We start from the raw sequence: 25,315 nt of genomic DNA, 5'->3' as shown, positions 1-25,315 counted from the left end.
CCCAGCCTCTTTTTTTGTGGTAGATCCGCTTAACTTTTTATCTGAATATTGCAAGAGTGTATATCCTTTGAAATGCGTTGATGGGCGTTATTGTACAGCTTGAAAGCAATCGCAATAATTTCTAATTAGAACTTTTTTTATACTTGATTTAATGCTATAAGATTATTCCAACCTCGACTAATTTCCAGACAGCCTCGAATTCTCCTTTGAAGTCAATCTGTGACCAATTTTCGGCAAAGGAGGGGGCTGAAAAATAAGAAAACGCCACGAGCAGCGCCTTTAGTGTGCTGTTGTTTTCAATTCTGCTTGCTTCTTTTAAGCTACTTAATAATTCTGTAAGGTGACGAGCTAAAACTGGTGGATTTCCATCAATATATGTCGTATATAACTTAAACATTTCTGGTTCGCGATGATACGATTTATATTTTGATTCACTTAAAATCCAAAACCAATCATGAATGATTTCCTTCGTAGAGGAATAATTTTTAGTGTCGAAAGGAAATAGTTTTGTTAGTTCATTATCAAGCCATGAAAGAGCAAGCTCTGTCCATAATTCTTCCTTTCCAGTGAAATATTTATATATTGCTGCATGACTCGTTCCTAATTCTTTGCCAACCTTTGAAAGATTAACTTTTTCCATTCCTTGTTCAGCTACCATACGGTGAGCAGTTTCTAATATAAGTTCTTTACTTAAAGTCTTCATGTATTAATTATACTACATAACTCATAGGTTACAAAAGTTGACTTTTGTAACCTAATGGAGTAAGGTTTTATTTAAAGTTACAAAAAATAAAAATTGTAACCAAAAGGGAGAAAGTCTATGAAGCTTTCAAATAATACAATTATTATTACTGGCGGTACTTCAGGAATAGGTCTTGCTTATGCTAAAGAATTGTTAAAACGCGGGAATAAAGTAATTGTAATTGGTCGTAATCAAGAAACAATTGATCGGGTAATGAAAGATTGTAAAGGACTGATTGGTTTACAAGGGGACGTTTCAAGTCTTGACTCAGTTCGCAAAATGGCGATATTCATTAAGGAAAACTATCCTGAAGCCAATGTTTTATTTAATTCAGCCGGAATTATGCGTTCTTTTAAATTACTTGATGAAGAAATGAAGCTTGAACAGGTGACAGCGGAAGTTGATATAAATCTTAATGGAACAATGTGGATGACCAAAGCTTTGCTGCCACAACTTTGTGAGCAAGATGAAGCAATGATCGTAACTGTCAGTTCTGGTCTATCATATATAACTTCACCTATTCATCCTGTTTATTCTGCTACGAAAGCAGGAGTTCATATGTATACTGACGCGCTCCGTATTCAGTTAAATAAGTCAGGGAAAAATATTCATGTAATGGAGTTGGTACCGCCGCTTGTTGCGGAAACAAATCTTGAATCGAATGGAACAGAAGCAGAGGGCATGCCAAGTATGTCTTTAGATACACTTGTTAAACATGGCATTAAAGGTATGGAAAAGAACAAGAAGCGTGTAGTTCCGGGTGCTTCGAAATTTCTGCGCTTAGCAGGAAAATACTTCCCTGATTTTCTGTCTAATTCAATGGCGAGAGAAAGAAAAATATAATCAATAGATTTATGATTTTGACGCAGACCTTTAATATGGAGGGATTGCTATATTTGAAGACTGATTAATGTGATGTTTAACCAGTATGGGGATCTGGGCATTAGCTGCGAATTTTGATTCATGTCCTAGTTACAGATGATGCAGCAGCTCGTATGCTAGTGAATTATTGATCAAGGGTGTGCCTAAGTAGGTACACCCTATTTTCTAATGCCTGATCATAACACTCTCGGTATGAAACCTGAAAATATGCAGCAGCTGTTCTGCCATGAAGGGAGCAGGTTTATCGAACCCTTTTTGAATCCATTCAACAATCAATCCAATGATGCCATGGATGCGATACGTACAGAACAGTTCCAGATTTATTTCAGCATCAATTTGACGGAAATAAAAGGCATAGTCTTTCCGGAAAAGGTAATGAAGCTGATCTATCATCTTTTCTTTAAAAAAATTGTCCGAAGTGCCGCCAAGCATTAGCTGGTAGAATGCTTTATTTTCCAGGAAATGATCGAACAGAACTAGGGACTCTGCTGGCAGGCTCCGAAAGTCTACCATTCCTAACTGTTCGTAAGGTTTTCGGAAAGCGATGGTCATTTCCTCAAGCATATCCTCAGAGAGTTCATCCAGCAGATCTTCTTTCTTTTCATAATGGGTATAGAAAGTTCCCCTGCTGACACCAGCTTCTTCGGTTATCTCAGAAATATGGATTTTATGAAGCGTTCTCTCCGCCAACAGTTTCATTAAAGCTTTCTTTAACGCGTGCTGGGTTCTTTCTACTCGTTTGTCGGGATAGGTGATGCTCACAGGTTTCTCCTCACTTTTATTGAACAGTATGGTCTGTCTTGTTCAAAATAAATTTCTATCTCTATTATCGCATATTGTCGCAGCAAATGGATTTTTCTATAGTGAAAATGTAAGCGTAGAACATAAGGGGGAAATAATCATGACATTTCCAGTTTTAGAAGGTAAAGTAGCAATCGTAACTGGCGCAGCAATGGGGATGGGTCTTGCGACAGCAAAACTATTTGCCGAAGCGAAAGCGAAAGTTGTCGTAGCAGACTTTAATGAAGAAAAAGGGAAAGCAGCAGTCGAAGAGATTGAAGCAGCTGGCGGAACTGCTTTCTTCGTAAAAGTGGATGTATCTGATTCAGCACAAGTAAAACAAATGGTAGAAGAAACAGTAGCAAAGTTCGGACGTCTGGATGTTGCGATCAATAACGCAGCCCTCACACCCGATAATGCACCAGCAGCAGAATTCGATGAAGCGTACTGGAACCGTTTGATTTCGGTTGATTTAACAGGTACTGCGCTTTGTATGAAATATGAATTACAGCAAATGATTAAGCAAGGTGAAGGCGGCAGTATCGTCAATATTTCTTCAGTAAGCGGCTTCCGTCCACAGCCGAATAACATCGCATATGTTGCAGCTAAGCATGGCGTTGTAGGTATGACCAAGGTTGCAGCTCTTGAAAACGGACCGAAGAACATTCGTGTGAACACAGTCGCTCCTGGAGCAATTGATACACCGATGCTAAGAGGTTCCCTGGAAGAAACAGGTCAGACTGAAGAAGAATTTGCACCGATGCTAAGCCTTCTTGGCAGATTCGGTCAGCCGGAAGAGATTGCTCAAGCAAGCCTATGGCTAGCATCTGATCAATCTTCTTACGTGACTGGTACGACTATTCATGCTGATGCAGGTTATACAAGCAGATAACGAGTTTAGCACCCATTCCTTGAGTGGGTGCTTTTTAATTTTCATAACCTTTCTTCTTCCTACAGCTGTAAAGTAGTAAGATAATAGTAGAGGAGAACAAAGGGGACGACTTATATGGGGGAACTGCGGAGACGACTGCGTTTTGGTTTACTAGGTCAGATTGTCTTATTGGTGACAATATTGCTTATGATTAGTCTATTATTTGTAAGCGCTCTATTCATAAGGAAGGTTGATGAGATAGTCGAGGAAGATGCAGGGAACACTGCGATGGCCGTCGCTAAGCTTGCTGCCAAGGATGACACAATCCTTCAGCATCTGGAGGAGCGGGATAATGACGATGCGATACAGCAGGAGTCGTTAAAGATCCAGCAAAATAGCGGTGCAGATTATGTTGTAATTGCTGATACGAATGGAATCCGAATTTCACATCCAGAACCGGAGAGAATCGGTAAACCAACCAAGACGAGCAATGACCAGGTATTAGAAGAAGGAAAGGAAGTCATATACGAAGGGTATGGTATTTCCGGCTATGCGGTTAAAGCAAAAACACCGATAAGAAATGAATCAGGTGATATCATTGGTGTAGCATCAGTCGGTTTTTTGAAGCAGAACTTAAATGATCAGATACTTTCCTATTTGCAGGAGGTAATCATCTGGTTCCTGCTCATCTTTGCTGTTGGTCTGCTTGGTGCCTATTTTGTGGCGAAACGGGTGAAAAAGCTGATTTATGGATTAGAGCCAGAAGAGATTTCCTTCTTATTTAAAGAGAAGGAGACAACACTGACATCGATCAAAGATGCTACCATAGCCATTGATCGCAAAGGTCATATTACATCTATTAATCGTAGAGCCCAAGAGATATTTAAGCGTAAATCCGTGCTGGAGGATGCAATCGACCAGAAGAATCTGCAATCTCTTTATCAAGCAGTTTTGGCAGATGGGAAAGGAAGGTATAACAAATATACTTTTGTTGCTGGCGATATTTATATAGTAGATGCTTCTCCCATAAAAGAAGCGGAAGAAACATTGGGAGTCGTCTTTACATTACGTCCTGAAACAGAAGTGATTGACGTATCAGAGACAATTGCAAAAATGAAGCAGCAAGCAGATCAGATGCGTGCTTCTAATCATGAATTTATGAATAAGCTAAATACTTTGTACGGCTTGATTCGCTTACAGGAATATGATAAGGCACTCGTACTCATTTCAGAGGAAGTAGAGGAACAGCAGAGTGTCGTCAATTTGCTGATGGCAAGCATAAAGGAACCGATGATTGCAGCCTGCCTGCTAGGAAAATTCAATCGTGCCAAAGAGTTGAAGGTGTCATTGACGATTGATGAAGGCAGCAGCATGAACATTGACCTGCGACCGGAAGCAACAGAGAAGATTGTGACTATCATAGGAAACTTACTAGAGAATGCCTTTGAGTCCGCTTCGAAGCACCAGGGGACGGAAGGAAAGGTTTTTGTGTCTTTCACAGATCTAGGACAAGAAGTGATAGTCGATATCGAGGACAATGGCAAGCGGCTGTCTGAGAAGGAAAAACAGACAGTATTGGTGGATGGATATTCAACTAAAAAGGAAGCTGGGGATGGGCATGGTATTGGACTGACTATTGTACAGGCAGCACTGGAGAAACTGAATGGAGCTTTGTATTATGGAGATAGCGAAGCAGGAGGGACACTCGCGACGATTGTTCTCCCGAAAGGAAGCGTGAAAAATGGACCGGATGAACGTTCTGATAGTGGAAGATAATGTAGAAGCATCAATGATATTTCAGAATTACTTGAATCAAATGGAAGGGTATCGACTAATTGGTGTTGCAGAAAATGGAGAACAGGCCAAAAGTCTGCTTCAGGCATTGAAGCCAGACGTGGTACTGCTTGATGTCTATCTTCCTGATACGAATGGTATCGATATCCTTTGGTTCATCCGCCAGAATTACCGCAAGACGGATGTAATTCTGCTGACAGCGGCGAATGATACGGAAACAGTCGGTGAGGCGATGCGTGGAGGCGTGTACAGCTATTTGATCAAACCGGTAGATGGTGATCGCTTTCAGCGTGTGCTTCAGGAATATGCTATCTATAAGAAGGAACTTCAATCTGGCAATGAAATCGGTCAGCAGCAAGTAGATGCTATCTTTCATCCTAATATACATACAGCAGAAGCAGTGGAACAGGAAGTCTATCCAAAAGGAGTAGACCGCCACACCTTGGAATCGGTACGACAGGCAATGAAGGAGCAGCAGAACAGCGAAAAGGCTGAGGAAATAGCAGCGAAGATAGGGGTAAGCCATTCTACAGTTCGCCGCTACTTGGAATATATGGTGTCGAGAAAAGAAGCGGAAGTGGAAGTCACCTATGGAACAGTCGGAAGGCCTGTCCGCAAGTATAAATACTGAGCCGAGAACTCATCCTAATAGCCGTGAGAAAAATGAAAAAAATGCACTTAATGTAAGTAAACTGTGCATTTTGTGAACACAATGTTACACTTCTTTCAATTGAAAGCGCTAACAATTAGCGCTGTTTGAAGGAGGACTTTCTTTTGTTATCTTTATTGGGCTTCTCCATGGTTGCTGTATTTATGTATTTGATAATGTCCAAAAAGCTATCACCGCTTGTGGCGTTGACGCTTATTCCTATTCTCTTTGGTATAATTGGCGGCTTCACTTCTTCACTCGGGCCGATGATGCTGGAAGGTGTAGAAGGAATTGCGGCCACAGCTATTATGATCCTGTTTGCTATCCTTTACTTCGGAGTCATGATTGATGCAGGACTGTTCGATCCCTTGATCAATCTCATTTTGAAAGTTGTAAAAGGGGATCCGCTCAAAATTGTTGTTGGTACGTCTATTCTTTCTATGATGGTAGCACTTGATGGAGATGGTACAACAACATATATGATCACTGTTTCTGCGTTACTACCGCTCTATAAACGATTAGGAATGAATCGTTTGATTCTTGCAACAGTAGCTATGCTCTCAATGGGGGTAATGAATATCACGCCTTGGGGCGGGGCTTCTGCTATGGCTATGGCTGCTTTGAACCTGGAAGCATCTGAGCTGTTCATACCGATTATTCCTGTTATGGGAGTAGGGCTTGTTTATGCGATAACAGTAGCTTTCATCCTTGGGAGAAAGGAAAGGAAGCGCTTAGGTGTTGTGCAGCTGGATGATCAAACGCACAGAGAAATCAGTGCCGCAGAAGAAGTACCAGCTTATCGTCGTTCGAAGCTTGTTTGGGTGAACTTGCTGCTTACAATAGCGTTGCTTGTTTGCCTAATCATGGACTTCATTTCACTGACGATTTTATTCATGGTTGCTTTTGCCGTCGCTCTGATGATCAACTATCCACGTATGAGTGAGCAGCAGGAGAGAATGGCAGCACATGCAAAAAACGGATTAGCTGTCACGACGATAGTTATTGCTGCAGGTATTTTTACAGGTATCATGTCTGGTACGGAAATGATTGATGCGATGGCGAATACGCTTGTATCAATCATCCCAGAGTTCATGTCACCATATCTCGCAGTCATTATCGCCATCATTAGTGCTCCATTTACTTTCTTTATGTCTAATAATGCATTCTACCTTGGCGTACTGCCGATACTGGCCGAAGCAGCACAAGCGTACGGTGTCAGCAAAGTAGAAATCGGTCGTGCGGCATTGCTCGGTCAGCCAGTTCACGTATTGAGTCCGCTAGTAGCCGCAGCCCATCTACTAATCGGTATGGTAGGCATACAATTCGGGGAACTGCAGCGCTATGCTATGCTTTGGGCATTCGGATCAACAATTGTGATGACTATCGCGGCATTGATATTCGGGGTTATAAGTATTGGGTGATAACCTGTGAGCGCGATAGTTGAATAGAGTGAGAACCCTCTGGTAGTCTTAAGTTAAAGATAAAATAGGAGGGACTATATATGAGTAAAAAAATTGCAGTTCTAATTACAGATGAATTTGAAGATATCGAATATACAAGTCCGGTAAAAGCATACGAAGAAGCTGGTCACAGTGTCGTAAACGTGGAGTTCGAAGCTGGCAAAGAAGTTAATGGTAAGCACGGTGAGAAAGTGAAAATCGACAAAGCGATTTCCGATGTTGATGCAAGTGAATTCGATGCACTATTGATTCCTGGGGGATTTTCTCCTGACTTGCTTCGCGGAGATGACCGTCCCGGTGAATTCGCAAAAGCTTTCGTAGAAAATGAAAAACCTGTATTCGCTATCTGCCATGGTCCGCAAGTATTGATCGATACAGACTTGCTAAAAGGCAAGGATATTACGGGCTATCGCAGTGTCCGCAAAGATTTGATCAATGCGGGTGCGAATTACAAAGATGAAGAGGTAGTCGTAAGCCATAACATCGTCACAAGCAGAACACCGGATGATTTGGAAGCATTCAACCGCGAATCATTGAATCTGTTGAAATAAGAGGAAAGCGCTAGACCAAGTGGTCTAGCGCTTTTATTTATTCCTTTTCTCCAACAACAGAGAAACGTTCATTAAGATGTGCAGGTTTTTCAATTTCATCCAAGACAGCGATAGCATAGTCAGCGTAGCTGATATAGCTGTTGCCTTGTTTATTCAAAATCATGACCTCACCGCCAGTTTGGTAGCTGCCAGTCCGTTTGCCATCTGCATCGAAGAATCCACCAGGACTGATGTAGGTCCATTGGATACCTTCACTGCTTTCCAGTTCCTTCAGGTTTTCACCCATATTGGTAGCTGTCGGTAAAAAGGCAGCTGGGAAGTCAGGTGTTTCAGATACCCGAGTGGTTTTCTGTTCATCTACGAACAAGCTTCCAGCACCGCCGACAACGAGAAGACGAGTGGAAGGAGCATTCTTTAATGCTTCAATAAGAATCCGACCAGCTTCAATGTGCTGTTTTTCTTGGCCAGGAGCAGTATTGAAGGCGTTAACGATCACATCAAAGTCCTTGATATCGGATGTTTGGATATCAAATATGCCTTTTTCTAGTATGTTAATGTTCTGTTTTACTTTTGCAGCGCTGCGTACAATTGCTGTCACCTCGTGGCCGCGATCCATAGCTTCTTTTGTAATTAAGCTGCCTGCTTTACCTGTAGCTCCGATAATCCCTATTTTCATGGTAACTCCTCCTTGTGTTTTATCTTGTAATTAATTTAGTTACATGTAGTATAATAAGTTACAGGTTATAACTTGTCAACACTTTCCTTTTACCCGTTTCATTTTGCGTTATACTATAGAGATAGGAATTCATTTGAAAGTGAGCTGGAAATTATGTCAATAAGCAGCCGTTTTGCTGTTGGTATCCATATACTGACACTTCTAGAGGTGAATAAAGACGAGGTGAATTCGTCTGAGTTCATTGCAGCCAGTGTCAATACGAACCCGGTCGTTATCCGTAAGATCATGGGTATGCTTAAAAAAGCGGAGCTGGTCAATGTACGCCCAGGAGTAGCAGGAGCGGAACTAGCACGTAAGCTTGATGAAATCACACTGCTTGATGTGTACAAAGCAGTGGAAGCAGTCCCGGAAAATGAACTCTTCAGTGTTCATGGAAATCCGAATCCACAATGTACGGTTGGCAGGAATATTCAAGCAGCTGTTCTTCCAATATTCGCTGGAGCACAGGCGGTCATGGAAAAAGCATTGGCGCATGTGACGATTGAGGATATTGTGCAAAGTATAGAAGAGCAAGATAAGCAGATTGAATAAAAAAAGCGCACTGCCGAGGCAGTGCGCTTACTTGTTTTATTGAGCTTTTTCAAGATCAGCAGCAGGGCCGAAGAACTCAAAATGAACTTGTTCTTTACTGATACCAGCGTGGTACAGTGTGGAAATGACGAATTCCATGAAACCAGCTGGACCACAGACATAAACATCGCTATCAGTGTTCACCATATCTTTAAGGATAGTTTCATCGATTCTCTTATCTTCATAATATGTCTGATACGTCAAATTAGGCATTCTTTCTTGAATGCTTTGGATCTGCTTAGTAAAAGCAGCAAACTCTGGAGTGCGTGCAGCTTGCAGGAAGACGACTTCCCGCTTGGAATCTTCTGCTGCAAGAGTCTCAAGCATACTCATGATTGGCGTGATACCAACACCGCCTGCGATAAAAGTAATCGGTTTGTCCGCATTTTTCTCAAGAGTGAAGACACCAGCAGGTGCACTTACTTCTAATTTATCTCCTTCTTTTACTTGTTCGTGTAAGTAGACGGAAACCTTGCCATCCGGATCATTATCGTCTTCTTTCTTCACAGAAATACGGAACGTATCTGATGAAGGTGTCTTAGATAGACTGTATTGACGGATCATCATGTATTTTTCTCCAGGGATTGATACACGGACGGAAATATACTGACCAGGTTCGAAATCAGGCACGCGTTCAGAGTCAGCAGGTTTCAAGTAAAAGGATGTGATAACATTACTTTCTTGGACTTTCTTTTCGACAACGAAGTCTTTAAAGAATGCCCAGCCGCCTTCTTTCTTTTCATTTTCTTCATACATATTGGCTTCTACACCGATAAAAGCATCTGCGATGACGCCATAAGCTTCTTCCCACGCTTTCAGAATCTGAGGAGTCGCAGCATCTCCTAGAACCATCTTGATTGCTTTAAGCAAGTATTCGCCTACAACCGGATAATGTTCGGGTTTTACACCTAAGCTGACATGCTTGTGAGAAATCTGTACGACCGTCGGAAGTATTGCCTCCAGCTTATCGATATGTACCGCAGCTGCATAGACTGCATTAGCGAGTGCAGTTTGCTGTTTGCCTCTTGCCTGGTTTGCATGGTTGAAAATGTTCAGAAGTTCAGGGTGCGCTTTAAACAATTCTTCGTAAAAGACAGTAGTAATTTGAGTGCCATGCTCTTCTAGCACAGGTACAGTGCTTTTAATGATGTCGATAGTTTCTTGTGATAGCATTTTGGATTCCTTCTTTCTTTGATCTATCTCTATCATAGAACTAACAGTGGATAAAAGATATATTTTAAATACCACTTTAACAAAAGTGTCACATTCTCTTTATGCCCAATCAGTTATTCTGTTATGCTATAATCCTCAAGAAGAGGAGGATATAACCAAGATGCGATTGACGATGTATACTGACTTTTCCCTAAGAGTCCTTCTTTATTTGGGAACAAAAGAAAAAGACAAGCTGTCGACGATTCAAGAGATTGCGACAGCATATCATATATCCAAAAACCATTTGATGAAAGTAGCACATGAAATGCGCCAGGCAGGTTATATTGAAGCTGTGCGGGGGCGTTCAGGCGGTATTAAACTAGCACGTGATCCAAAAGAGATTAATATCGGAGCGGTTGTGCGGAGGATGGAAGATGATTTTCATCTCGTCGAATGCTTCAATAGAGAGAACAATACATGCCCGATTGCTTCTGTTTGCGGCTTGAGAGGAATATTAGGTAAAGCATTGCATGCATATTTGCAAGTGCTTGATGCGTATACGCTGCAGGATTTATTAAAGAATGAAGCAGATTTGCGAATGCTGCTTCGATGAAAAAGCCGCCATAAATTTGGCAGCTTTTTTGGGTTAATCATTCTTTATAGATGCGGATTGCTTGCTTTAAGTACTGCTGTTCCTTTTCTGAAAAGGGAGCTAAAACGGGAGGCTTTGAGGAGGGTAGTCCGGTTTCTCTTGAATCGCCTGCTGTGCGCTTAATTACCTCCAGAAGCTTTCCAATCATATCTTGTACAATAGGGGCGTCTGGACTTATTTGAGACCTAATCACTTTTTTTAGATCTGATAAAACTATTGTCCATTCTTTTTCCAATACTTCATCTTCATCAGCTGATATTTTTTCTTCTTCCAGCCACTCCATTCGTGCCTCAGCGTTGGTTATATAGTGAACCATGGAACAAAAAATATCTGCATTTATTTCCTTGTCGGGGTCAGTAATGCGAAGCATATGGTCGATATCCTTGATCATATCTTCTATTGTACGCTGTTTAGCAGCCAAAACTTTTCGTTGGTATTGCAGAGTGCGGTGCACTTCTTTTCCTTGCAAATGACCGGAGTTCTGTATGTCTTTAATTTCTTTCAACGAAAAACCTATATTCTTCAATGCTTGGATGGCTGATAGTTGGTCCAAGTCCCCATTTGAGTATAATCGGTGACCACCTTCTGAGTATGCTGTTGGTTTTAATAAATCAATCTGATCATAATACCGAAGTGTACGAATACTGACTTTTCCTTTTGCCACCATTTCTCCGATTGTATATGTCTTATCATACATCATAAGAAAATACCACCCTCCTTAAATAAAGAGATACCGTACTTGAATAACAGACCAGTACCAATCCCCCAGAGACTAATGCTTAAAAACTGCCAGATGTAAATGCTGCGTTTGCTCACTCCTAGTAAAACAGCAGCCACTGCGCTGAAATGATTAGCCCCAAGTATTGGTCCCATCAATGCCAGACCTGGAACTCCATAGCGTCTTCCCATTACTACTGCCCTTCCCAGACGAGTGGATGAATCGTTTCCTATTTTGGTGTTTCTAGTCCATTTTACCGCAATCATCACCGATAGAAAATTTGCAGAAAGACCAATCAGGCAGCAGATTGGAAAAGGCAGCCCGAGCATAATTCCTAATGGCACGGTTATATGTGCTTCTATAAAAGGGGTGGCACTAAGCAAGATTAGCGATAAGTAAAGAAGAACTGGCGGGAATGCAGAAATAGGTTCCAGTATATCAAGCAGCATGAGATGCATCTCCTTGAACTTTAAAAAATCGAATTACAGGATATGAGAATGGCCTATCTGTCAATGTAAAATAGGCAGCCCGTGCAATGAGCACCGTCTCAAAACCTATCAAAGCCATAGATGCTGTGCCGGCATAAGGCCAGATTTCGGCAGTGATTCGGATGAATATAAAAATAGGGAGGAAGGTGAAATGTAAATTCAATCCTTCCTTTGCATGGCTGCTGAGGTAGCAGTTCCTTTTCCTGACAAAGAGCAGGACAGCCAGCGGCAGGAAGAAAGTAAGCAGTAAAGATAATAGATGCATCATACTGGCAAGAATCTTTTGTTTTAATGGCATGTTATGACCTCCAATGTTTTATAATCCAAGCATAAAAGATGACGTGACTGGAGGTTCAAGCAGAAATTACTTTTCAAATAAGAACAGCCTCTCCTTCATTAGGAGAGGCTGTTCTTATTTCTTATTTGAAACGATAATAGTGATACCCGTCTGTATTTTCTTGGTGAGAGGCTTTTTGTTCTTCAGACCGCTGCTGGCTGCATTCATCTGGTGGACCAATGATAATAGTCTGGTTGTTGAGCGGGCGCAGTGTTTCCTGAAGCTTCGTCTTATCCAGACAATAGGTTTTAGCGAGTACTTCTGCTGGTGTCCTCGCTAAGATGTCCGAACCGAAAATATATTCAGGGTATGGCGCATCGAAAATGGCCAGCAGATGTGTTTGATCTTCTACTGCTGTTTCCCAGTGCCACCAGCCTTGAGGGACATTTGCGACTTGACCGCGGGTGATGCGTATATTCTCGACCTTATTCGTAAAAGGATTAATCAGGGAAACTTGAGCTGACCCACTAATGCAGTAGACAAGTTCAGCAGCATTTTGATGGTAATGAGGTTCGACTGTTTTCCCTTTGCTCAAATAGATATCGAGAAGAGACACATTCCCAAGTGTATTCAATACATCCCGGCCGAGCCGGTTTATATAGTTCCGGTTATTCCGTGTGAATAGCCGGTTTTTATTCACATCGCTAAAATACTGGACATTACTCTTGGTGTAGTCCATGTACTCATTTTCTTTCCCCATACCTTCCCCTTCTTTCTGATGAAATGCTTCGGAGTTAGATTATGCAAGAGGCAGGCGTTTGGATTTTACAAAAAAAGGGTTCCGTATTTTTATAAATGCGTGTACGCTGATGAAGTGTGCGGACACACAAAAAACATATCTGTAAATTAAAGTATATATAACTAACTGTCGTAGTACATAAAGGGGTACCACATGAGAAAACGAGGCATAACGATCAAGCTGTTCGCTGTGACAGCTTTATTCTTCTTGGCATTTTACGCTATGATTATGATTTTTCAGCTTGTGTTCTTTGATAGCTTTTACCAGCACTATAAAACGAAAGAAGCTGCTGAGCATCTGCATGCATTGGCAGATGGCTATGAAGAGAATTCCTGGAGTGCAGAGGAGCTGACGAAGCACACGCTGTCTTATATGCAGGAGACGAAAAGTCCTTTGACGATTGTTGATGCAGAAGGATATCAGCTAGTACAAGATCCGTTCCATATTATGCTGCAAACAGAAGATGGGGATGTACTTGAAGTGGCATTATCCTTGTTTGTGACTGATTATGGTACCGACTTGGATGCGTTGAACATCAAAAAGGGAGATACGTTAGAGGTTAATGGAGAATCAGATTTGTCGGTCACTTCGGTCATTTATCCTTCTGTAATCAGTAAGGATGAGGAAAGTGTGGGTGAACATCTGGAAGAGAATGAAATAACTCTCCAAGGAAAAGTAAAAAGTGTTTCACTTCCCCAGGGTGGTATGTCAAATAGAGGGTTAGGCCTTCTTTATGATGCGCTGCTGGAATGGTTCCCGCTTGATGAAGATCTGCTGAAGCAGCTTAACAATGGAGAAAGTCTACAGCTGAATTGGGTGGAACCATGGACTGGAAAGCATAATCTAGTACTGATGGATCCAATTGAGAAAGACGGCGAAATACAATATCTCTTCTCTGTCACTTCCTTACAGGAAACCAAAGATACGAATGAAGCACTGCGCGTTTTTTATCTTTATATCGGTATCGCCGGTATTTTACTCATTCTTTTGCTTTCTTTGTTTTACTCACGTCTTGTGAGCAGTCCATTGATCAAACTGAATGAGATGGCTAAAAAAATGGTACATCTGGACTTTTCATCGGTGAAGCCAATCAAGCAAAAAGATGAACTTGGCAGCCTTTCCAATAACATGCTGATTATGGCGCAGAACTTGGATGTAGCACTGGATGATTTGAAACAAGCCAACGAGAAGCTGAAGCAGGATATGGAGAAGCGCAAAAAGATGGAAAAAGCGCAGCGCGAATTCTTTGAGCATGCTTCTCATGAACTGAAGACACCGCTCAGTATCGTCAAAAGCTTTGCAGAAGGGCTACAGGATGGTATCAGCCCAGACAAGCACGATCACTATATTGACGTAATTATTGAGGAATCAGACAAGATGCAAGTACTGATCGGGGATATGCTGGATTTGGCCAAGCTTGAGAACGGAGCTATTAAGCTAAGAAAATCATCATTCCTGCTGAGTGAAATGATAGAAGATCTTTCCGATAAAATGTACTGCATGGCGAAGGATAAACAGGTTTCCATTGAAGTGATGCCGAGGAATGAGATGCCGATTACGGCAGATTATGAGTGGATGGAGCGAGTCATGCGGAATCTGCTTGTTAATGCAGTCCGTCATAGCGAAACAGATTCTGTCATTAGTATCCGTATCGAAACAGACCTGGACACTGCTCGCAGTGTGTTCATGATTGACAACAAAGGTTCTCAAATACCAGAAGAACAGCTGGATAAGATCTGGAATCGTTTTTACCGCACGGAATCCTCCAGAAGCAGATTGACAGGTGGCACAGGTTTGGGACTTGCTATTGTGCAGCAAATACTCGATTTGCACCACTACAGCTATGGAGTCGAAAATACGCCAGAAGGAGTCCGTTTCATCGTGCAATTTTATCAGTAATGGGAAAAATTACTTATTTGGACACATGAAGGACATATGAGCTTGTTAATTTATGTATATCAGTTGGAAGGAAGGATTCGCGATGAGAAAGAAAGTGCTGCTTGTCGAGGATGAATTACGTATCCGGGAAGTAGTGGCGGACTATTTCAAAAAGGATGGCTGGGAAGTGCATGAAACAGATAATGGCAGCAGCGCTATTGATTGGTTTGACGCTATTTATCCCGATCTAGTCATTCTGGATATCATGATGCCGAAGATGGATGGCTTTGCTGTTACAAAAGAGGTCCGTGCAAAATCGGGTGTACCAATCATCCTGTTGACAGCCAAGTCCAGTGACGATGATAAAATCCATGGATTTGATCTCGGAGCAGATGATTATGTAACGAAGCCATTTAGTCCGAAAGTGCTGGTTGCACGGGCTAATTCCTTGATGAAGCGGGCAACCGAACATTACTTGCCGAATGGACATATGCTCAGCTTCGGTCATGCCGTGGTCAATACAAAATCACGTCAGCTGGAATTGGATAAACAGCAAGTCGAGCTGACGCCGAAGGAATATGATCTCTTGCTGCTCCTGCTGCAGCATAAAAATAACGTCCTTTCACGTGAAACAATTCTGAATCATGTATGGGGTATAGATTTTGAAGGGGATAACCGCGTAGTGGACACGCATATTAAGAAGCTGCGTGCCAAACTTGGGGATGAATCTCATCATATTCGGACTGTTATCGGTACTGGATACAAATTTGAATAGAAGGCAGAGGAAAAAATGAATAAGATCAAGCAGCTGTATGCACATACAGGTGTTCGCTTTGTTGTGCATACCTGTTTCTATTTGGCAATCCTTGTCACCTTGTTTATGCTGTATGGCTTCCATACAGCCAACACAGGTAACTACATATATAACGATTTTTAATTGGAGAAGATATAACAATGAAACTTTTAACAACTATTGCACAGCATGCGGCAGGTAGCCCTGAGCAAACAGCATTCCGTAATGGAGAGGATGCAATCAGCTACAGGATGCTTTGGGAACGATCGGACAGACTGGCAGTTCTTATCCGTAACAGCTGTCAGCTTGAACGGCAGACACCAATTGTTGTGTACGGTCATATGGGAACGGATATGCCGGTATCCTTCCTCGCCTGTGTGAAGGCAGGCTACCCATACATACCTATTGATACATCCATTCCGATGGAGCGGGTGCGTCTAATCGTGGAAAAATCCGGTGCAGGCTTGGTCATCAATACAACGGATTATGACCTTGGGCTTGATAATGTGGCTGTTTTATATACAGCAGCTTTAAAGCTGGAACAAGAAGAGTGTATCAGTCAAAACTTGTGGGTGAAGGAAGATGAGGTATTCTATATCATCTACACATCCGGAAGTACAGGGAATCCAAAAGGTGTACAGGTCACAGCAGCGAACCTGCAGTCTTTTACCGATTGGATGACGAATGACTTTCCGCTCGGACAAGGAAAAGTGTTTTTGAATCAGGCACCATTTTCATTCGATTTGTCTGTAATGGATTTTTATCCAGCATTACACAGCGGCGGTACCATCCATACGCTGATGAAAGATGTGATCAATAAGCCAAAGCTGCTTTTCGAGAATCTCCGTGGTTCTGATTTACAGATTTGGACTTCCACGCCATCCTTCGTCCAAATGTGCTTTCCGAATCCTGACTTCCACGCGGAGATGCTTCCAGAGCTTGATACCTTCCTTTTCTGTGGAGAAGTACTTCCACTGGCAGTAGCAAAAGAATTGAAGGAACGCTTCCCGGAAGCAAGGATATTCAATACATACGGACCAACAGAAGCAACAGTTGCCGTGACTTCGATTGAAGTTACAGAGGATTTACTGGCAAAAGAGGAAGCATTGCCAGTCGGTCGCCCGAAACCGGATATGCGTATTCTCGTCGTAGACGAAACCGGTAATCCGCTCCCAGATGGAGAAAAAGGAGAGCTTATCCTCGTAGGGCCGAGCGTGACAAAAGGTTACCTTGGTGAGCCGCTGCTCACGGAAAAAGCATACGGCATTATGTGTGATATGCAAGCTTATCAAACTGGAGATGCTGGTTTTATCAAGGATGGAATCGTATATTGTCAGGGCAGACTGGATTATCAGATCAAGCTGCATGGCTACCGGATGGAGCTGGAGGAGATCGAATTCCACTTACAGCAATCCGAGTATATTAAATCTGCCATCATCATTCCTTATACGCCAGAAGAGGAAATTGAATACTTGATTGCCGCAGTCATTCCTGAGGAACATGATTTTGAAAAGGAATATCAGCTCACAGCAGCTATTCGGAAAGACCTTGCTTTGCGTCTGCCTGCTTATATGATTCCGCGTAAATTTACCTATCAGATGACTATCCCGATGACGATGAACGGGAAAGCAGATCGTAAGAAGATGAAGGAAGAGGTATTCGCATGACCCCGTATAGTTCGTTCCTTTTCTTTATTATTCTAGGCATTCTGCTCCTGCCGACGATGATTCTCGGTATCATGGGCAAGCATTTGCGTTATTACAATGTGTTCGTATCGATTGCTGTCCTGGCCTTGATTTTTTCTGGCGGAGATGAAGGATTTTATTCACTCGTCCTTTTCACCGTTCTGCAGCTGATTCTGATCAAAGGCTATATTTCGTACAGGCAGAAAAAGAATAGCAGTCTAGTATTCTATCTGATGAGTTTCCTGTCGATATTGCCTTTGATCCTCTCAAAGATCCTGCCGTTCCTGGCAGTGGATAATTGGGCAAGCTTTCTTGGTATCTCGTATCTGACATTCCGGGCTGTTCAAATCATTATCGAGACGAGAGATGGATTGATCAAGCAGCAGCTGTCAATCTACCAGCTTGTCAATTTCATGCTGTTTTACCCGACGATTTCTTCTGGTCCTATTGATAGGTTCCGCCGTTTTCAGAAGGATGAAGAGAAGCGATGGGCGCCAGAAGAATACAAGGAGCTGCTTTATAAGGGTATCAATAAGATCTTCCTCGGCTTCCTGTATAAGTTCATTATCGGGTATGCAATCAACACCTATTTCATCATGAATCTCGAGCATATAGCAGATGGCAGGTTCAGCTACCACCTGCTGTATATGTACAGTTACAGCCTGTATCTGTTCTTCGACTTTGCTGGCTATACAGCGTTTGCTGTCGGCGTCAGTTATATCATGGGTATCCGTTCGCCGGAGAACTTCAATATGCCGTTCATCAGCCGGAACATCAAGGATTTCTGGAACAGATGGCATATGTCGCTGTCGTTCTGGTTCCGAGACTATGTATTCATGCGTTTTGTCTTCTTGATGAAAAAGAAAAAATGGATACAAAACAAAATGCTCGTGTCGAATCTAGGCTATATCCTCTTATTCCTGTTGATGGGAGTATGGCATGGATTAGCGATTCAGTACATCGTCTATGGTGCTTATCATGCCCTGATGATGACAGCTTTTAATTTCTTTGAGACGTGGAACAAAAAACATAAACGCTGGCCGACCGGCAATATCATGACAATTGTTTCAATTGTCATCACTTTCCATGTCGTCTGTTTCGGATTCTATCTGTTTTCCGGAAGACCATTTCAATAAAAGGGGAATATACTAATGGATTTTAAAGAGAAAGTACTACAAGTTATTGCAGAAGTTTGTGAAGATGATGTTGTAAAAGAGGAGAACAATCTTGATATTTTTGAAGCAGGATTGCTGGATTCATTTGCTACAGTGGAGCTGATTGTGCAATTTGAAGAACAGCTGGGCATCAACGTACCGATTACAGAGTTCGACCGTGATACATGGAATACACCGAATGCAATTATTGATCGTCTGAATGAGCTGAAATAATGAAGAAGAAGTATCTATTCGGACCGATTATATTAGCATTGGTCCTGTTCGCTGCGCTCGTTTTTGTGCCGGCTTCCTGGCTGGCCAAACTGGTGCCAGCGGATCGTTTGGAAGAATCAGCAACGAGTCTGGAGCCGAATATGTTTCAGGGGACATACTTACAGAGTGAAATGCTTTCTGATCCAAAGTATGTTCCGATCTACGGATCCTCCGAGCTGTCACGCTGGGACCCGTTTCATCCATCGAATTACTTCGAAGCAACTGGTGCTGACTTTACGCCTTACTTAGTAGGGAAAGGCGGTACAACATCCATCATTAATGATCTCAACTTTGCTACACATGCAGAAGAGCTGAAGGACAAGCAGATGGTCATCATCGTCTCGCCGCAGTGGTTCGTCAAGCATGGTACAGATGAGCAGCATTTTGCACCGAATTATTCCTCTTTACAGGCATACCAGCTGCCATTCAATAAAGAAATAGATGAACAGGTGAAGCGGGAATTGATGCAAAGGCTGATGTCATATGATGCGGTGCAAAATGACACGATGCTTTATGAGCTGTATGATGCGTACTTGAATGATGAGGAAATCAAGTTCAACCTATTAACCGCACCAGCTAAAGCTTACATATCAATGCTGAAGAAGAAGGACCTATATTACACACTAATCAAGGATGATCCATCGAACCGGCGTCAGTCTGATAAAGTAAAGAACAAGACTTGGGAGGAACTGCAAGCTCAAGCAGATGCGTATGGCGAAAAACGCACAAAGGATTCAAAATTCAATATCGACTATAAGGTCTATAAGCATAAAAAAAATCACATCAAAGAGATGGAAGGCAAAAACAAAGGGCATTCCTATGCGGAATCACCTGAATATGCAGATTTTCAGCTAATGCTCGATATTCTGAAAAAAGCAGATGCCAAACCGCTATTCGTCATCATACCGGTTAATGGAGAGTATTACGATTATACTGGGTTCCCGAAACAAGGACGACAAGACTATTATAATCGCATCAAAAAACAAATTGATGATAATGGTTTTACTTATGCCGACTATTCCGACCACGAATATGACCCGTATTTTATGCGTGACACGATTCATATTGGTTGGAAGGGCTGGGTTTACTTAGATGAGGATATGGAGAAATTCCTTCAATAGGAAAAAATCAGGACACAACTAAATTGCCTATGCCAATAAACGCATAATACTCCTGAGCACCGCTCCGGCAGAACACTCCGCTTTCCACGGGCACGGCCTCAGCCTCCTCGTGGAAAAGGCACCACTGTGGGGTCTTCGGCTCGTGCTGTTCCCGTCGGAGTCTCCGTATTCTGCCTGCGCTAGTATAGCTCATCATTTATAAGAACCCGAACTCACACAAGTCTTTGGTTGAAGATTTGTGTCATAGTTCGGGTTTTTGCCTAGATGAAACACTTTTGTCCCAGCCTCTTTATCATTTTCGCACTAGAATCCCCCTTAACTGGTTAGACTATGGAAAAAGAGTTAAGGAGAGATGAGGTTTGAAGAAAACGATAATTGTCTTAAGCTTTTTATTCATATGCTTCATGGTGGTCTCCTTTGTGATAGAACTGAAAAATGGAGATACGAATTCCTGGACGAAAGGCGGAGGCAGGGTAATTATGAGTGCACTGCCGCTAGGCTTGCTCTTTCTCAAGCGTAGCCCATTCCGTATACCTCATATTCTTGGATTTTACGGTCTGCTTGTTTGTACTTTCATCTTGGGTGCCATATTTCATTTTTATGATAAGTACAAGTGGTGGGATGTTACGCTTCATGTGGTAGGCAGTATGTATATTGCCTGGCTTGCCTTGGCTATCTATCGCTATAAAGTACTGCGGCCAGCAGGCATCTATATTTCACGCTGGATCATCTTCCTATTTGTCTGCGGTATGGCGACAATAGGGAGTGCGATATGGGAAAGCGTCGAGTTCATCGGAGACATGACGGTGACAAGTGTCATGCAGCGGAGCGGAAATACAGATACGATGACGGATTTGATTGCTGGATTGCTCGGAGGAGTGATTTTAGGTATATATGCTTTATTTCGGAATAAGCCGCTGGAAGGGAAAGAGATACGTGGTTGAAGAGAGCTGCATTTTTTACTTGCAGCTCTTTTTTTTATTGTTATTAGGTATTTGTTTTTTTACCCGTACACACTTCTCTGAAATAGGGTGAAACATATTTTTAAAAATAGCAAGGAGCCCTAATTTCACCTTTACATTATGTTGCATTTACAACATAATGATGTTTGAAGGATATATTAATAGTGAAGGTAGGTATTATTTTGGCTTCATATAAAATTATACAAGATAAAAATGATCTGGAAAAAGCAAAAGCGATACGGCTAGCTGTATTTGTAGAAGAGCAAGGAGTCCCGTTAGAGGATGAGTTTGATCAGTTTGATGTGTTAGAAGACAGCTGCCAACACATCCTTGTCTATCATGAAGGAGAAGCAGTTGGAACTGGGCGTATTCGTTATGTAGATGATTATGCTAAATTGGAACGCATTTGTATGCTGGAACAGTATCGGAAGTATGGATTAGGCAGCGTTATCATTTCAAGTCTTGAAGAGATAGCGAAGCAAACAGATAAAAGGAAATATAAACTCCATGCGCAAGTCCAAGCTAAAGGATTCTATGAGAAGCTCGGTTATAAGGGCATTTCAGATGAATTCGATGAGGATGGGATTCCTCATCTTATTATGGAGAAACAGGAAAATGTGGGTTAGAGGCATACTCTTTTTTTCGGGTCTTCTCTTGATGACTCTAGGAATTGCCCTTACTATTGAAGCGGATTTGGGAACATCGCCTTTCGATGCGGTACTTGTTGGATTAGCGGATAGTGCGGGTATGACGGTGGGAATCTGGGAAATTATCCTTGCAGGTCTTTTCATTCTGGTAAATTCCCTTCTTACTCGAACAGCACCTGAATTAGCAGGGTTGCTGACTGCATTCGCAACTGGTCTTTTTCTCGATGGGTGGTTATTTCTGCTGGCAGGGATGGAACTTGAGTCGATAATCAGCCGAGCCGGTTTGTTCCTTTGTGCACAGATTCTTCTTGCTGCAGGAACAGCTTTGTACCTGCATACAAAGTTCGCACCTATTCCGATTGATCGACTTAAGCTTGTATTAATCGATAAATTACATTCAAGTGTAGCTGTCACTAAGACATTTTTGTACGCAGTCTGCCTTGTTTCTGCCTTTTTGCTTGCAGGCCCGATTGGACCGGGTACTGTACTGACTGTTTTATTAGGAGGCTTTTTGCTGCAATATGCATTTATTGTTCTTCAGCGCTTAGGTATAATGCCAATCTATGAATCGTCTACATCCTAACGGAAGACGATTCATTTTTTTATTTCTAATATAGCGCTTACATAGTGTTATTACTTTGTTAGAATAAAAGCAGAATGATTGCGCTGTATCATGGGCGCCAAATGAACCTGGAAAGGGGCAGTTGGGATGAAGGCTACAGATGCACAAGATTTGATGCAGTTGACAGAGCAATACGGAGCAAATAATTATCATCCGCTTCCGATCGTCATAGCGAAGGCGGAAGGAGTATGGGTAGAGGATACCGCTGGTAAGCGTTACATGGATATGCTCAGTGCCTATTCGGCAGTGAACCAAGGGCATCGCCATCCGAAAATTATCAAAGCGCTAATCGAGCAGGCACAGAAGGTTACGCTCACATCCCGTGCCTTTCATAATGATCAGCTAGGTTTATGGTATGAAAAAGTTGCATCATTAACTGGCAAGGACATGATTCTGCCGATGAACACAGGTGCTGAAGCTGTGGAGACAGCTTTTAAAGCAGCAAGACGCTGGGGATATGATGTGAAGGGAATTGCAGATGAACAAGCAGAAGTCATTGTGTGCAGCGGAAACTTTCATGGCCGGACGATGACTGCAGTCTCCCTATCCTCAGAAGCAGAATATCGCCGCGGATTCGGTCCGATGATCCCGGGAATTAAAGATATTCCGTATGGTGATCTGGATGCGTTGAAGTCAGCCATCACGCCAAATACTGCTGCCTTCATACTGGAGCCTATCCAAGGGGAAGCAGGCATTATCATCCCGCCAGAAGGGTATTTGAAAGCAGCATCGGAATTGTGTAAGGAAGAGAATGTCTTATTCATCGCTGATGAGATTCAAGTAGGGTTGGGACGTACGGGTAAGCGTTTTGCTTGTGACTGGGAAGATGTCACTCCTGACTTGTTTATCCTTGGAAAGGCCCTGGGCGGCGGAGTCTTCCCTATTTCCTGTGTGGCAGGGGATAAAGATGTCTTAGGAGTCTTCAATCCTGGCTCACATGGTTCCACATTTGGGGGGAATCCATTAGCTTGTGCTGTTTCGATTGCAGCACTGGATGTGCTGGAGGAAGAAGATCTTGCTGCCAGGTCTCAACGTCTAGGAACTTATCTCCAGGAACAGCTGCAGCAGCTAACTTCAGATAAGATCAAAGAAATCAGAGGCAGAGGATTGTTTGTCGGTATCGAATTGACGGAACCAGCAAGGCCGTACTGCGAAAAACTGAAAGAGCTTGGTGTGCTTTGCAAAGAGACACATGAGACGGTAATTCGCATTGCTCCGCCGCTGGTTATTACCGAAGATGAGCTGGAATGGGCTTTGGAACGATTGAAGCAAGTATTACAGTAAAAGACAAGGGAGAGATAACGATGAAGCTAGGAACGAGTGAATTGAATACAGCTCCGATTGCCCTTGGCTGTATGCGGATGAATGATTTGAATACGCAGGAAGCTGTAAAAGTAATTGAAGCAAGTGCTGAGGCAGGTATCAACCTATTCGATCATGCTGATATTTATGGCGCCGGAGCGTCAGAGGAAGTTTTTACTGCTGCACTTAAAGAAAGCACGATTAAGCGAGAGGATGTAATTCTACAGTCGAAATGCGGAATCCGCAAAGGGTATTTCGATTTTTCAAAGGAACATATTCAGTCCAGTGTGGATGCTATCCTCAATAGGCTGCAGACAGATTATCTCGATATCCTATTGCTGCATCGTCCGGATGCGCTGATGGAGCCAGAGGAAGTAGCGGAGGCTTTCCAGAAGCTGAAGGAAAGCGGAAAGGTAAGGTACTTTGGTGTCAGCAACCACCATCCTCATCAAATAGAGCTGTTGAAGCAATATGTAAAAGATGATCTGATTATCAATCAGCTTCAACTCAGTTTGATGCACACGCCTTTAATTGACGCTGGATTAAATGTGAATATGCAGAACAGAGAGTCAGTCGTGAGGGACAGCGGTTTACTTCCGTATAGTCAGCTTAACAAGATGACGGTACAGGCGTGGTCGCCATTCCAATTTGGTATGATAGAAGGCGTATTCGTCGACAACCCAGACTTTCCGGAAGTAAATGCAGCACTACAGGAACTGGCGGATAAGTATACCGTAAGCAAATCAGCGATTGCGATTGCCTGGATATTGCGCCATCCTGCCTCAATCCAAGCTGTTATAGGTTCTATGAATCCGGAACGAATCCAAGCTATTTGTAAGGCGCAGGATGTACGGTTGACTAGGGAAGAGTGGTACAAATTGTATCGAACAGCAGGTAATAATTTACCTTGATTATATGAATGAAGAGAAGCGGATTGTCTATTGGGCAATCCGTTTCTCTTCGTATGGAAATAAATAGTAGTATAGTCTTGACATGTGACACGGTGTCACATATAATCTATTTATCATCAATTGTGACACGTTGTCATATGTTTGGGCAGGAGGGAAGAAATGCCGAAGCAAACCTTTCTTTCTTTACCGGAAGATAAACAAAATACATTGATTCAATCAGCAAAAAAAGAATTTTCTCGTGTCCCCCTGCATGAAGCGTCTATAGCGAACATCATTAAAGATGCCGGAATACCTAGAGGCAGCTTTTATCAGTATTTCGAGGATAAAGAAGATTTGTATTATTATCTGCTGAATCAGGTAGCGCAGGAGAATAATAAAAAGCTGAATTCTATTCTTCAGGAAAAGAAAGGGAACTTATTCGAAGCCTTGTTTGAACAGTTCCGATATATGATTTCTTTACGTCATCATGAAGAGCATAATGACTTTCTTCGGTATGCTTTTCTGAATATGAACCATAGGAAAGAAAATACTATGGCAAACAACATATATAAAGAAAGCTTGAAGAATGAGCGCTCTCAAACACTTGAAATGGTGGATATCTCTTTTCTGAATATAGAAGATAAGCAGGAGCTATCGCATGTCATTCGAATTGTCGGAGCTATTACTTTTCATAATCTTGTGCAGGTATTCGTTCATGATCTTACGGATGAAGAAGCCATCTACAATTATGAAGCACAAATTAGTTTGATAAAAAAAGGACTGCAAAGGAAAGAGGTCGACTGATGTACAGCACTGTAATCAAAAAAAGTGATGATTTGATGAAGAAGCTAGTGGAGACACTGCAAA

At 42.3% G+C, this 25,315-nt stretch carries 29 protein-coding genes; 21 read left to right on the top strand and 8 right to left on the bottom strand.

Going from position 1 to position 25,315, the window contains the following annotated elements; genetic code table 11:
* Positions 1-154: 154 nt before the first annotated feature.
* Positions 155-703: a TetR/AcrR family transcriptional regulator gene (locus CHH48_RS09465; RefSeq protein WP_095218886.1), complete on the bottom strand. Its 549-nt coding sequence runs from the start codon at positions 701-703 to the stop codon at positions 155-157.
* Between the two features lie 117 nt (positions 704-820).
* On the opposite strand from CHH48_RS09465, the gene CHH48_RS09460 reads away from it, so the two are divergent.
* On the top strand, positions 821-1,585 hold the full coding sequence (locus CHH48_RS09460) for an SDR family oxidoreductase (RefSeq protein ID WP_095218885.1): 765 nt from the start codon (positions 821-823) through the stop codon (positions 1,583-1,585).
* A gap of 204 nt (positions 1,586-1,789) precedes the next feature.
* Here CHH48_RS09460 and CHH48_RS09455 read toward each other — a convergent pair whose 3' ends face one another.
* Positions 1,790-2,386 (bottom strand): TetR/AcrR family transcriptional regulator, encoded by a 597-nt coding sequence (locus CHH48_RS09455; RefSeq protein WP_095218884.1) that lies wholly within the window; start codon positions 2,384-2,386, stop codon positions 1,790-1,792.
* Between the two features lie 139 nt (positions 2,387-2,525).
* Between CHH48_RS09455 and CHH48_RS09450 the strand changes: the two genes are divergently transcribed.
* The 5 genes from CHH48_RS09450 (at position 2,526) to CHH48_RS09430 (ending at position 7,729) form a co-directional block, all read left to right on the top strand.
* Positions 2,526-3,296 carry an SDR family NAD(P)-dependent oxidoreductase gene (locus tag CHH48_RS09450; RefSeq protein ID WP_095218883.1) on the top strand — a complete coding sequence of 257 codons (771 nt, stop codon included), beginning with the start codon at positions 2,526-2,528 and terminating at the stop codon, positions 3,294-3,296.
* Positions 3,297-3,410: 114 nt separating this feature from the next.
* Positions 3,411-5,051, top strand: coding sequence for an ATP-binding protein (locus tag CHH48_RS09445; protein ID WP_095218882.1), 1,641 nt, complete (start codon positions 3,411-3,413; stop codon positions 5,049-5,051).
* Positions 5,017-5,700: a response regulator gene (locus CHH48_RS09440; RefSeq protein WP_095218881.1), complete on the top strand. Its 684-nt coding sequence runs from the start codon at positions 5,017-5,019 to the stop codon at positions 5,698-5,700. The genes CHH48_RS09445 and CHH48_RS09440 overlap by 35 nt, the downstream gene beginning before the upstream one ends.
* A gap of 143 nt (positions 5,701-5,843) precedes the next feature.
* Positions 5,844-7,139 (top strand): CitMHS family transporter, encoded by a 1,296-nt coding sequence (locus tag CHH48_RS09435; RefSeq protein WP_095218880.1) that lies wholly within the window; start codon positions 5,844-5,846, stop codon positions 7,137-7,139.
* Positions 7,140-7,219: 80 nt separating this feature from the next.
* The gene (locus tag CHH48_RS09430) at positions 7,220-7,729 is read left to right on the top strand and encodes a type 1 glutamine amidotransferase domain-containing protein (protein ID WP_095218879.1); all 510 of its coding nucleotides are present in this window, start codon (positions 7,220-7,222) and stop codon (positions 7,727-7,729) included.
* A 37-nt stretch (positions 7,730-7,766) separates the two neighbouring features.
* On the opposite strand, the gene CHH48_RS09425 is transcribed toward CHH48_RS09430, so the two are convergent.
* On the bottom strand, positions 7,767-8,405 hold the full coding sequence (locus CHH48_RS09425) for an NAD(P)-dependent oxidoreductase (RefSeq protein ID WP_095218878.1): 639 nt from the start codon (positions 8,403-8,405) through the stop codon (positions 7,767-7,769).
* Between the two features lie 153 nt (positions 8,406-8,558).
* Here CHH48_RS09425 and CHH48_RS09420 point away from each other — a divergent pair, with 153 nt between their 5' ends.
* Entirely contained in the window at positions 8,559-8,996 is a 438-nt protein-coding gene (locus CHH48_RS09420; protein ID WP_095218877.1) for an Rrf2 family transcriptional regulator, read from the top strand.
* A gap of 36 nt (positions 8,997-9,032) precedes the next feature.
* On the opposite strand, the gene hmpA is transcribed toward CHH48_RS09420, so the two are convergent.
* Positions 9,033-10,208, bottom strand: coding sequence for an NO-inducible flavohemoprotein (gene hmpA / locus CHH48_RS09415; protein ID WP_095218876.1), 1,176 nt, complete (start codon positions 10,206-10,208; stop codon positions 9,033-9,035).
* A gap of 160 nt (positions 10,209-10,368) precedes the next feature.
* On the opposite strand from hmpA, the gene CHH48_RS09410 reads away from it, so the two are divergent.
* Complete coding sequence (locus CHH48_RS09410; protein WP_095218875.1) at positions 10,369-10,800, top strand: RrF2 family transcriptional regulator; 432 nt, start codon at positions 10,369-10,371, stop codon at positions 10,798-10,800.
* Positions 10,801-10,837: 37 nt separating this feature from the next.
* Here CHH48_RS09410 and CHH48_RS09405 read toward each other — a convergent pair whose 3' ends face one another.
* The 4 genes from CHH48_RS09405 to CHH48_RS09390 all read right to left on the bottom strand — a co-directional run bounded on the left by CHH48_RS09405 (position 10,838) and on the right by CHH48_RS09390 (position 13,082).
* Positions 10,838-11,539, bottom strand: coding sequence for a MerR family transcriptional regulator (locus CHH48_RS09405; RefSeq protein WP_095218874.1), 702 nt, complete (start codon positions 11,537-11,539; stop codon positions 10,838-10,840).
* Complete coding sequence (locus CHH48_RS09400; protein ID WP_095218873.1) at positions 11,536-12,006, bottom strand: hypothetical protein; 471 nt, start codon at positions 12,004-12,006, stop codon at positions 11,536-11,538. Before CHH48_RS09400 ends, CHH48_RS09405 begins: the two co-directional genes overlap by 4 nt.
* Positions 11,996-12,343, bottom strand: coding sequence for a DUF4870 domain-containing protein (locus tag CHH48_RS09395; RefSeq protein ID WP_095218872.1), 348 nt, complete (start codon positions 12,341-12,343; stop codon positions 11,996-11,998). The genes CHH48_RS09400 and CHH48_RS09395 overlap by 11 nt, the downstream gene beginning before the upstream one ends.
* Before the next feature lie 121 nt (positions 12,344-12,464).
* Entirely contained in the window at positions 12,465-13,082 is a 618-nt protein-coding gene (locus CHH48_RS09390) for a cupin domain-containing protein (RefSeq protein WP_095218871.1), read from the bottom strand.
* A gap of 192 nt (positions 13,083-13,274) precedes the next feature.
* Between CHH48_RS09390 and CHH48_RS09385 the strand changes: the two genes are divergently transcribed.
* From CHH48_RS09385 to CHH48_RS09325, 13 genes are all read left to right on the top strand, one after another.
* Entirely contained in the window at positions 13,275-15,020 is a 1,746-nt protein-coding gene (locus CHH48_RS09385) for a sensor histidine kinase (protein ID WP_095218870.1), read from the top strand.
* A gap of 82 nt (positions 15,021-15,102) precedes the next feature.
* Entirely contained in the window at positions 15,103-15,774 is a 672-nt protein-coding gene (locus CHH48_RS09380) for a response regulator transcription factor (RefSeq protein WP_095218869.1), read from the top strand.
* A gap of 15 nt (positions 15,775-15,789) precedes the next feature.
* Positions 15,790-15,936, top strand: coding sequence for a teichoic acid D-Ala incorporation-associated protein DltX (locus CHH48_RS09375; protein ID WP_038558452.1), 147 nt, complete (start codon positions 15,790-15,792; stop codon positions 15,934-15,936).
* Positions 15,937-15,953: 17 nt separating this feature from the next.
* The gene (dltA, locus tag CHH48_RS09370) at positions 15,954-17,459 is read left to right on the top strand and encodes a D-alanine--poly(phosphoribitol) ligase subunit DltA (RefSeq protein WP_095218868.1); all 1,506 of its coding nucleotides are present in this window, start codon (positions 15,954-15,956) and stop codon (positions 17,457-17,459) included.
* Positions 17,456-18,613, top strand: a complete 1,158-nt coding sequence (dltB, locus tag CHH48_RS09365; RefSeq protein ID WP_095218867.1) for a D-alanyl-lipoteichoic acid biosynthesis protein DltB — start codon at positions 17,456-17,458, stop codon at positions 18,611-18,613. The genes dltA and dltB overlap by 4 nt, the downstream gene beginning before the upstream one ends.
* 15 nt (positions 18,614-18,628) lie before the next feature.
* The gene (dltC, locus tag CHH48_RS09360) at positions 18,629-18,865 is read left to right on the top strand and encodes a D-alanine--poly(phosphoribitol) ligase subunit DltC (protein WP_095218866.1); all 237 of its coding nucleotides are present in this window, start codon (positions 18,629-18,631) and stop codon (positions 18,863-18,865) included.
* Positions 18,865-20,025, top strand: coding sequence for a D-alanyl-lipoteichoic acid biosynthesis protein DltD (dltD, locus tag CHH48_RS09355; protein WP_095218865.1), 1,161 nt, complete (start codon positions 18,865-18,867; stop codon positions 20,023-20,025). Before dltC ends, dltD begins: the two co-directional genes overlap by 1 nt.
* Before the next feature lie 359 nt (positions 20,026-20,384).
* Positions 20,385-20,969, top strand: coding sequence for a membrane-spanning protein (locus CHH48_RS09350; RefSeq protein WP_095218864.1), 585 nt, complete (start codon positions 20,385-20,387; stop codon positions 20,967-20,969).
* A gap of 200 nt (positions 20,970-21,169) precedes the next feature.
* Positions 21,170-21,613: a GNAT family N-acetyltransferase gene (locus CHH48_RS09345; protein ID WP_095218902.1), complete on the top strand. Its 444-nt coding sequence runs from the start codon at positions 21,170-21,172 to the stop codon at positions 21,611-21,613.
* Positions 21,603-22,217, top strand: coding sequence for a YczE/YyaS/YitT family protein (locus CHH48_RS09340; protein WP_095218863.1), 615 nt, complete (start codon positions 21,603-21,605; stop codon positions 22,215-22,217). The genes CHH48_RS09345 and CHH48_RS09340 overlap by 11 nt, the downstream gene beginning before the upstream one ends.
* 126 nt (positions 22,218-22,343) lie before the next feature.
* Complete coding sequence (locus CHH48_RS09335; RefSeq protein ID WP_095218862.1) at positions 22,344-23,540, top strand: ornithine--oxo-acid transaminase; 1,197 nt, start codon at positions 22,344-22,346, stop codon at positions 23,538-23,540.
* A complete protein-coding gene (locus tag CHH48_RS09330) occupies positions 23,504-24,469 on the top strand; it encodes an aldo/keto reductase (RefSeq protein WP_245840346.1) in 966 nt (321 codons plus the stop codon). The genes CHH48_RS09335 and CHH48_RS09330 overlap by 37 nt, the downstream gene beginning before the upstream one ends.
* Before the next feature lie 159 nt (positions 24,470-24,628).
* Positions 24,629-25,252 (top strand): TetR/AcrR family transcriptional regulator, encoded by a 624-nt coding sequence (locus CHH48_RS09325; protein WP_095218861.1) that lies wholly within the window; start codon positions 24,629-24,631, stop codon positions 25,250-25,252.
* Positions 25,253-25,315: the final 63 nt, after the last annotated feature.

This window comes from Terribacillus saccharophilus (assembly GCF_002272075.1).
Taxonomy (GTDB): domain Bacteria; phylum Bacillota; class Bacilli; order Bacillales; family Amphibacillaceae; genus Terribacillus; species Terribacillus saccharophilus_A.
This window is presented reverse-complemented; position numbering and strand designations above follow the sequence as displayed.

Coding starts and splice junctions, on each gene's coding strand:
- CHH48_RS09465 (WP_095218886.1), bottom strand. CDS start 703: ATGAAGACTTTAAGTAAAGAACTTATATTAGAAACTGCTCACCGTATG.
- CHH48_RS09460 (WP_095218885.1), top strand. CDS start 821: ATGAAGCTTTCAAATAATACAATTATTATTACTGGCGGTACTTCAGGA.
- CHH48_RS09450 (WP_095218883.1), top strand. CDS start 2,526: ATGACATTTCCAGTTTTAGAAGGTAAAGTAGCAATCGTAACTGGCGCA.
- CHH48_RS09445 (WP_095218882.1), top strand. CDS start 3,411: ATGGGGGAACTGCGGAGACGACTGCGTTTTGGTTTACTAGGTCAGATT.
- CHH48_RS09440 (WP_095218881.1), top strand. CDS start 5,017: ATGGACCGGATGAACGTTCTGATAGTGGAAGATAATGTAGAAGCATCA.
- CHH48_RS09430 (WP_095218879.1), top strand. CDS start 7,220: ATGAGTAAAAAAATTGCAGTTCTAATTACAGATGAATTTGAAGATATC.
- CHH48_RS09425 (WP_095218878.1), bottom strand. CDS start 8,405: ATGAAAATAGGGATTATCGGAGCTACAGGTAAAGCAGGCAGCTTAATT.
- CHH48_RS09420 (WP_095218877.1), top strand. CDS start 8,559: ATGTCAATAAGCAGCCGTTTTGCTGTTGGTATCCATATACTGACACTT.
- hmpA (WP_095218876.1), bottom strand. CDS start 10,208: ATGCTATCACAAGAAACTATCGACATCATTAAAAGCACTGTACCTGTG.
- CHH48_RS09410 (WP_095218875.1), top strand. CDS start 10,369: ATGCGATTGACGATGTATACTGACTTTTCCCTAAGAGTCCTTCTTTAT.
- CHH48_RS09405 (WP_095218874.1), bottom strand. CDS start 11,539: ATGATGTATGATAAGACATATACAATCGGAGAAATGGTGGCAAAAGGA.
- CHH48_RS09400 (WP_095218873.1), bottom strand. CDS start 12,006: ATGCTGCTTGATATACTGGAACCTATTTCTGCATTCCCGCCAGTTCTT.
- CHH48_RS09395 (WP_095218872.1), bottom strand. CDS start 12,343: ATGCCATTAAAACAAAAGATTCTTGCCAGTATGATGCATCTATTATCT.
- CHH48_RS09390 (WP_095218871.1), bottom strand. CDS start 13,082: ATGGGGAAAGAAAATGAGTACATGGACTACACCAAGAGTAATGTCCAG.
- CHH48_RS09385 (WP_095218870.1), top strand. CDS start 13,275: ATGAGAAAACGAGGCATAACGATCAAGCTGTTCGCTGTGACAGCTTTA.
- CHH48_RS09380 (WP_095218869.1), top strand. CDS start 15,103: ATGAGAAAGAAAGTGCTGCTTGTCGAGGATGAATTACGTATCCGGGAA.
- CHH48_RS09375 (WP_038558452.1), top strand. CDS start 15,790: ATGAATAAGATCAAGCAGCTGTATGCACATACAGGTGTTCGCTTTGTT.
- dltA (WP_095218868.1), top strand. CDS start 15,954: ATGAAACTTTTAACAACTATTGCACAGCATGCGGCAGGTAGCCCTGAG.
- dltB (WP_095218867.1), top strand. CDS start 17,456: ATGACCCCGTATAGTTCGTTCCTTTTCTTTATTATTCTAGGCATTCTG.
- dltC (WP_095218866.1), top strand. CDS start 18,629: ATGGATTTTAAAGAGAAAGTACTACAAGTTATTGCAGAAGTTTGTGAA.
- dltD (WP_095218865.1), top strand. CDS start 18,865: ATGAAGAAGAAGTATCTATTCGGACCGATTATATTAGCATTGGTCCTG.
- CHH48_RS09340 (WP_095218863.1), top strand. CDS start 21,603: ATGTGGGTTAGAGGCATACTCTTTTTTTCGGGTCTTCTCTTGATGACT.
- CHH48_RS09335 (WP_095218862.1), top strand. CDS start 22,344: ATGAAGGCTACAGATGCACAAGATTTGATGCAGTTGACAGAGCAATAC.
- CHH48_RS09330 (WP_245840346.1), top strand. CDS start 23,504: ATGGGCTTTGGAACGATTGAAGCAAGTATTACAGTAAAAGACAAGGGA.
- CHH48_RS09325 (WP_095218861.1), top strand. CDS start 24,629: ATGCCGAAGCAAACCTTTCTTTCTTTACCGGAAGATAAACAAAATACA.